At 69.4% G+C, this 7,362-nt stretch carries 5 protein-coding genes and 1 pseudogene; 3 read left to right on the top strand and 3 right to left on the bottom strand.

Annotated features, from left to right (window positions below; translation table 11 throughout):
- A pseudogene (locus IH13_RS0134710) lies at nucleotides 1-434 on the bottom strand (MarR family transcriptional regulator); the annotation flags it as partial.
- Between the two features lie 556 nt (nucleotides 435-990).
- Here IH13_RS0134710 and IH13_RS0134705 point away from each other — a divergent pair.
- Nucleotides 991-1,488, top strand: a complete 498-nt coding sequence (locus IH13_RS0134705) for a hypothetical protein (protein WP_031090915.1) — start codon at nucleotides 991-993, stop codon at nucleotides 1,486-1,488.
- Between the two features lie 240 nt (nucleotides 1,489-1,728).
- Here the strand turns inward: IH13_RS0134705 and IH13_RS39250 are convergent, their stop codons facing one another.
- Complete coding sequence (locus IH13_RS39250; RefSeq protein ID WP_082317810.1) at nucleotides 1,729-2,196, bottom strand: hypothetical protein; 468 nt, start codon at nucleotides 2,194-2,196, stop codon at nucleotides 1,729-1,731.
- A gap of 201 nt (nucleotides 2,197-2,397) precedes the next feature.
- Here IH13_RS39250 and IH13_RS0134695 point away from each other — a divergent pair, with 201 nt between their 5' ends.
- Both IH13_RS0134695 and IH13_RS0134690 read left to right on the top strand, forming a co-directional pair.
- A complete protein-coding gene (locus IH13_RS0134695; protein WP_031090911.1) occupies nucleotides 2,398-2,973 on the top strand; it encodes a GNAT family N-acetyltransferase in 576 nt (191 codons plus the stop codon).
- A 114-nt stretch (nucleotides 2,974-3,087) separates the two neighbouring features.
- On the top strand, nucleotides 3,088-3,867 hold the full coding sequence (locus IH13_RS0134690; RefSeq protein ID WP_031090909.1) for an SDR family NAD(P)-dependent oxidoreductase: 780 nt from the start codon (nucleotides 3,088-3,090) through the stop codon (nucleotides 3,865-3,867).
- Nucleotides 3,868-3,914: 47 nt separating this feature from the next.
- Here the strand turns inward: IH13_RS0134690 and IH13_RS0134685 are convergent, their stop codons facing one another.
- Nucleotides 3,915-7,049: a DEAD/DEAH box helicase gene (locus tag IH13_RS0134685; RefSeq protein ID WP_031090907.1), complete on the bottom strand. Its 3,135-nt coding sequence runs from the start codon at nucleotides 7,047-7,049 to the stop codon at nucleotides 3,915-3,917.
- Nucleotides 7,050-7,362: the final 313 nt, after the last annotated feature.

Raw genomic sequence — 7,362 nt, 5'->3', positions numbered from 1 at the left:
GGCGTGGGGGACGGTGCGGGGGACGGTGCGGGGGCCGTGGCCAGGTGGGTGGCCCACCACTCGTTGTCCCGGGCGGTACGGGACCAGTAGGTGAGGGTGACCCAGCGGTTCTGGCCGAACGAGGCGACGGGGCAGCGTACGTGGCGCAGGTGCCCGGCGACGGCGAGGGCGCGCAGGGCGGTGCCGATGGCCATCTGGCCGTACAGGGGAAGGTCCTTGGCGAGCGACTTGATGTCCATGGCCGCGCCGTCGGGGAGGTGGTCGATGTACCCGGCGACGTACCGCTCCCGCTCGGGCAGCGACGCGAAGTCGGCCGGGCCGCAGGGGCGTTGGTCCGGGGCGGCCCGCTTGCCGTAGCCGTGGGGGGCCTGCCGATACGGGCGGGAGGAGGGTGCGGGGGTGCGCGGGGCGGAGCTAAGGTGCTGGGTAGCCACGAGATCGTCTTTCTAGGGTTTCGATCTTGGGGTGAGACCCCGGCCGGTGCGTCAACACCGCGTCGGGGTCGTTTCGTTGGGGGCACCGTAAGCAGCCGCGACTCTGCGCCGCAAGTCGGTCACGATTAGTCATACTTGCTGGCCGTGCCGGGTCAGGGAGGTCGGGAAGGTCATCCCCCATCCCTTCTTTCCCCCTTTTCTTCCCCGCCGGATAACAGCAGGGCTCGAATCGCGACTCTCGAAGCCCGCCCCTCGAACCCCGAAGCTCAGGACTCGGGCGGGGAGCGGTTCGCCTCCCCACGGACGAGTGAACAGGGGGTCCCGGTGCCCGGGTCCCGGGCCCCGGAACCCGGGCTCCGGGGGCCCTGCTTCCAGGGCTCGGCTCTCGGGCCCCGGCGGCTCGGGCGGCGGCTCGTTCCTCCGGGCTGTCCGGCCGACGTCGCCCGCGACGCACACACCCCCGGGGTGGGCCGCCCCGTGCCTCTGTGACGCGACTGTTGCGGTAACTGTGGCGCCCGTCACTCTCGTTGGGGTCGCACCCTGGTGAACTCGGCCGATGGCATCCCTGCTTCTGCTCCTCGTCCCGCTCGGGATCATCGTGGCCTTAGGCCTGGCCGGTTACGGCTTCGGGACCCTCGGCCGCGTCGGCGTCCGGGAGGCGGGACGCGCCCTGCGGTTCCGGTGCGGCGCGGCCGTCCTGGGGGCGGTCGCGGTCGCGCTGTACACCTGGGGGATGCTGCACCTCGTCGGCGCGACCATGGACGCCGAGGACAGCGGGACCGCCTCGGCCCCGATGCGGTCGTGCCGTACGGCTGACGAGGCGCGGTGGTACAGGTCGGTCGACTACCGGGTGGAGTACATCCCGCTGCGGTTCGTCTGCGAGACGAGTGACGGCGGGAGTTACGCCTCCGACGCGGTCCCCGGCTACATCGGCCCGGCCGTGCCCGCCTTCGCCCTGGCCGCCGTGGGGTGCGGTGGTGCCGCGCTCGTCGAGTCGGACCGCCGGGCGCGGCGGGAGTTCCAGGAGCGGGGCGGGTGGCAGGCGGAGCAATGAGCCGTCCCGGCGTACGCCGGTTCCGCCACCAGGCATCGCGGGGCCGCACCCGTTTGACGCGGACGGTGACCGCGCCGAGCACGGCCGGCTCGTACGGCGCGGACGGTGACCGCGCCGAGCACCGCCGGCTCGTACGGCGCGGACCACGCATGACCGGGTACCGCCGAGAGATCGCCCCGACGGGACCGCACGAGGTGGCCCGGGGCGTCGTCCGGCGGGCACGGGCGGAGGGCGGGGCCTTCACCACCCGCACTCACCGTCGTAGAGGCGCTGGTGCCACCACTCATCCCCACGCCAGAACCGGCGCCAGGCATGGGGGTCGGGCAGGGTCCGTCGCCGTAACTGGGCGTCGAGGGGTGCCACCAGCCGACCCAGTTCGGCGCGGGTGGGTGCGGGGAGCAGACGCAGCGCCTCCTGTAGGAGGTCTCGGGCGTTCGCCACGTCGACCAGCGAGGATTCCGGGTGCGGGGAGGACTCGAAGTACAGGCCCAGATGGCGGCCGGGCTGCCGCAGGAACGCCCGGTAGTGCCTCAGCGCGGCCTCCACGGCCCCGACCCAGAGGACATCGAGCTCGCCCTGCTCGCGCTCCACTCGTGCCACCTCGGCGCAGGCGCGCTCGGACAGCCCGGGGACATGGCCGGTCCAGGGCCCCCAGACCGGCGGCACGGGATCCTCGGCGCGCAGGGCGCCCGGACGTCTACGCGGCATGTGCCTTTCGGCAGGTCGTCATGACCGCCATGATGCCCGGACGCCCAACGGGCCCGCAAGGGCCGAATCCGGGCCGTCGGGCCGCTCCGGCCTGCCAGGGCCCAGGCGCCGGCACCCCCTCAGTCCGAGGCGTGTACGGACAGAAGCCCTGCGGGCGGGACGTCGAGGGACACCCGCAACGGGCTGGTCGGGGTCGGGCAGATGTGTTTGCATGCCCCGGTGACGAGTGAGAGCGACATCGACGGCAGGCCGCGCGCCGGGACGAGCGGGTGCGTCAGGCCCCGGGCCGGCGGAGACCTCGACGCCTGCGTCGATCTCCTCGCACAGGTCCACGAACGCGACGGCTACCCGGTGAACTGGCCGGAGAACGCCGCCGACTGGCTGGTGCGGCCCTGGTTCCTGGCGGCGTGGGTGGCGGAACTGGACGGCCGGATCGCGGGCCATGTCGCCTTGTCCCGGACCACCCCCGGGGACGCGGCCCCGGGGCTGCTCGGTGCCCGGGACGGCGTGGTCGTGGAGGCGATGGCGGTGATCAGCCGGCTGTTCGTGGCCCCGTGGGCCCGTGGCCACGGGCTCGGCGAACTGCTGATGCGACGCGCCGAGGAGGAGGCACGGGAACGGGGCCTGCGTCTGGTCCTGGACGTGGTGACGTCGGACACCGCGGCGACGGCGCTGTACCAGCGGCTCGGCTGGCGGCTCCTGGGCACCGCGGAGCAGCAGTGGGGGCCGGACGTGAGGGTGATGGTGCGTTGCTACGAGGGACCGGAGGCCGGCTGAGCGGCGTGGAGCCGTGAAGGGGCCGGCCCCGGCGGCGGGACCTGGAAGCTGAGAGGTCCCGCGGAAGTGCGAAGAAGCCTGCGCGACCCGGGGGTTCAGGGGTTTACTCGCCGCATGGGTGACACGAACGGGGCCGGGATGCTGGCCGGTAAGACAGTCATGATGACCGGTGCGTCGACCGGTATCGGCGAGGCGGCCGCTCGGCTGTTCGCCGCCGAAGGGGCGGCGGTCCTCCTGATGGCCCGGCGTGAGGACGTACTGAAGCAACTGGCCCAGGAGATAGCCGACTCGGGCGGCAGGGCGGTGATCAGCGCGGGCGACGTCTCGGTGGCCGAAGACGTGCAGCGCGCTGTGGACACGGCCCGTGAGTCCTTCGGCTCCCTGGACGCGGCGTTCAACAACGCGGGCTTCGCGGGTGAGGACCTGTCCCCGCTGCACGAACTCGACCAGGCCGTCTTCGACCGTACGATGGCCGTCAACGTCAACGGCACCTGGAACTGCCTGCGCTCCCAGATCCCGGTGATGCTCGAAGCGGGGAAGGGCGCGATCGTCAACACGTCCAGCACCGCGGCCATGGGAGCCACCGGGGCCCCGGTGCCGTACGTCGCCGCGAAGCACGCGGTGCTCGGTATGACCAGGGCCGCGGCAGCCGAGTACGCGGCGCACGGTATCCGCATCAACACCCTGGTCGTCGGCACCACCCGCACGGAGATGATCGACAAAGCGGTCGCGGCCTACCCGGACCTGGGAACCGCGTTCGTCGCCCGTCAGATGCAGAAACGCATGGCGGACCCGGTCGAGATCGCCCAGGCGGCACTGTGGCTGTGCAGCGACCGCGCCTCCTTCGCGACGGGGTCCGCACTGGCCGTGGACGGCGGGTGGACGGCCGGCTGACGGTGGGCGCCGCGCGGTGGGAGGCGGTTCGGCGGTCCGGGGTGCGGCTACCCGGCCGCGATGGCCGAGTAGGTAAGGACGTCGGCCGGAATCGCATGGCGGAGTTTCCATACGATGCCCATCGGCTTGCTTCCTGTGTGTCTGACGTACTCGCCCGGCCCCAGCAACATCCATGGCTGGGGACCACCGATGTCCGTATTCTTGAACCGGCGGACGAAGAGCAGGACTTGGGTGCCCATCTCTTTGTGCTTCTGATAGCGGGTGCCCGTGGGCGAGTTCGCGGAAATTCGATGTTGCGACTCCCAGTGGAACTCGAAGTCGTTCAGGGCGTAATCCTTGTACCGGGTCTCCGGTGAGAAGTCCTTTTCATTCTTTTCGAGCGTGATGAAGAGGGCATCGGTTTGGATGCCTTCGCACCACTTCACCCCCTCTCGGAAGTGACCTGGCATGAATGCTTCTACGGTTGACTGGCCAAGGGCGGGCAGGATCTCCTCACGGCTGTAGGAGGCGTGGACCGTCAGCGGCAGGGTCGCGTGAGTGCCGAGAAGCGGAACGGGAACGTGATCCGTGTGGTCGAGTGCATAGGCCAGCACCTGGCGGAGCTCATCGCGCAGGGCCCTGTGGGGGCGGAGGGTGTCGAGCCCCTCCTGATAGCTACCGAAGCCCCCTAGGGGCCAGAACGAGAAGAAGAGCATGCGCGCGTATGTCTGCTCCTGCGCGGAGAGGGCGTCGTAGGCAGGGGCGCCGTCTTCCAGGAGCTTGGTGTACACACTGGCGCGAAGAGGGTCGTCAACGTGCAAGAAGGCGGGAACGCGCTTCAACAACGCCGCCTCGCCGTCCGGTCCCACCGCATCGATGAGCTTGGTTCGCCGGAGCAGTCCCGTCCATGAGTTCCCGTTGCCCCGATAGAGCTCCCTCAGCTCTCTGCCACTCTCATTGAGGAATGCGGCGAGGCGTGGCTCAGCGTACGCGGCGACCTCTTTCGCCAGTTGTGTGACGTTGACGTTGATCTGGTTGCGGATGTTGTCGACGATCAGTTTCCGGGCTTTGGCCTCCAGAATGACCTGACAGCCTGACGGCAATTGAGGGAAGTCGGCCTGGATGTTCTCCAGGAGTCGATTTCGCGTCAAGTTGGTCAGGGCGCCGAATTGGGCATCGAAGCGGAACTCCTTGCGGTGCTGCCCGATGAGGTCGATGACCGTGAGGACGGCCTTGTTCTCGGTGCGACGGAGCCCTCGGCCCAGTTGTTGCAGGAAGACGGTCGCGCTGGAGGTGGGGCGCAACAGGAGCAGTGTGTCAACGTCGGGGATGTCGAGGCCCTCGTTGAACAGATCGACGGAGAAGATCACCTGCAACGCGCCTGCCCGCAGATCATCGAGGGCTGACTTGCGCTCATGGGGCGGGGTCTCCCCGGAGAGAGCGATGGCGTTGAGTCCGGCGCGACGGAAGTAGTCGGCCATGAAGTGAGCATGAGCCACCGAGACGCAGAAGCCCAGCGCCCGCATGGCCCCCGGGTCGGTGACCTTGTCGTTCACCGCCTTCACCACGAGCCTCGCGCGTGCCTCGTTTCCGGTGAAGAGGTCGCTCAGAGCGGTCGAGTCGTATGCGCCGCGCTTCCACGCGACGGCGGTCATGTCGGTGTTGTCCGTGATGCCGAAGTAGTGGAAGGGGCTGAGGAGCTCGTTCTCCAGGGCTTCCCACAGACGCATCTCCGCCGCGATGCGCCCGTCGAAGAACTCGTCCTGGACGTTCCGGCCGTCCATACGCTCCGGTGTGGCGGTGAGCCCGAGGAGTTCTTGAGGCGTGAAGTGATCCAGGAGCCTGCGGTACGTAGGCGAGGTGCCGTGGTGGAACTCGTCGATCACGATGACATCGAAATGGTCAGGGGCCAGTCGCTCCAGCGCGCGGGCGTTGAGGGACTGCACGCTGGCGAAGACGTGTGTCCAGTGGTCCGGGATCTCGCCCGAATGGAACGGTTCGCCGAAGTTCGCGTCGGTCAGTACGTCCTGGTAGACGCGGAGTGACTGCTGGAGGATCTCCTTGCGGTGCGCGACGAAGAGCAGCCGGAGATCACGGCCCATCGCCTGCCGGAGGTGCTTGTAGTCCAGCGCGGCCATCACGGTCTTGCCCGTGCCCGTGGCGGCGACGAGCAGATTGTGGTGGCGGTTGTGCACGGTGCGCTCGACTTCGAGACGTTCGAGCATGTCCCGCTGATACGGATGAGGGCGTACCTCCAGGCCCGAAAGCGTCATAGTGCCGCGTGTCCGGGAGGAGGAGCCTCCCGCCTGGGAGAGCGCCTCGTCTAGCCGTTGCGCGTCCCTGTCGGGGTCGTAGGGCTCGAACGCCTGCTCACTCCAGTACGCGTCGAAGGTGGCCTCGAACTTGCGGAGGACCGAGGGCGTCGCGACGGACGACAGGCGTACGTTCCACTCCAGCCCGTCGAGGAGGGCGGCCTTGGAGAGGTTCGAGCTGCCGACGTATGCCGTGTCGAAGCCGCTGTCCCGCCGGAAGAGCCACGCCTTGGCGTGGAGCCGGGTAGAGCGGAGTTCGTAGTTGACCTTCACCTCGGCGCCGAAGTCCCGGACGAGACGGTCAAGCGCGCGCCGCTCCGTAGCCCCGATGTACGTCGTCGTCAGCACCCGGATGGGGACACCCCGTGCATGTGCGGAGGCGAGCGATTCCTCAAGCACCCGGAGCCCATGCCACTTCACGAAGGCGCAGAGGAGATCGACGCGGTCGGCGGTGGCGAGTTCGGCCCGCAACTCGGCACCGAGGCTCGGGTCGCCCGGGGAGTTGGTGATCAACGCCGTGTCCGAGAGCGGCGTTGCCGGCCGCATGGCGTAGACGCCTGGGGCCTCCTGCCGAGGGATGGCCAGTAGTTGCTTCGGGCCCTCCGTGACGAGGTCCACCCACTGCGTCGCGCCCTCGACGGTGTTGAGGGACTCGAGGATGTGATTGGCGGTGGTCACCTGCTCCGAGGGCGAGAGGCCCTGGAGAACCCGCCGCACGGTGTCGCCGACGTGACGTGCGAGCACGTGAGGGGTGGACTCGTCCTCCACGGGCTCCGTGCTGGGGCGCCAGCCCTCCGCCCGGAGTTGCTCTATCCGCTGCGCGAGACGGCGGGTGATGAGTGTTTCGTACAGGCCGACAACCGGCGCTGCATCCGAAAAATCGTTGGCCATGGCCGAGTCCCCTCGCTCGTGCACCTGCTGCACGGCAGTTGTATCAAGAGGTACTGACAGGCTGATCTTCAGTGGCGTGGCCGGATGGTGCCCCGGCCCGCCCGGGGCGGCGGCTTCCCTCCGGTAGCGGCCCCCCGTGCCGGGGCCGATGCTGGAGCCGTACGTGTTGTCGTCGTGCGCGGAGGCTCGCCCGCGTCCCGTGAGGGGGGCCGAAGGAGCTGGCTGATGGCTGAGGCGCCCCTGATGGTCGTGGACAGCAGCGGAGTGGTCACCGGCTGGAGCCGGACCGCCGAGAAGCGCTTCGGGCTGGCGA

The sequence above is a fragment of the Streptomyces sp. NRRL WC-3549 genome (assembly GCF_000721935.1).
Lineage (GTDB): Bacteria > Actinomycetota > Actinomycetes > Streptomycetales > Streptomycetaceae > Streptomyces.
The sequence above is the reverse complement of the archived record's forward strand: the minus strand, read 5'-3'. Positions and strand labels throughout refer to the sequence as shown.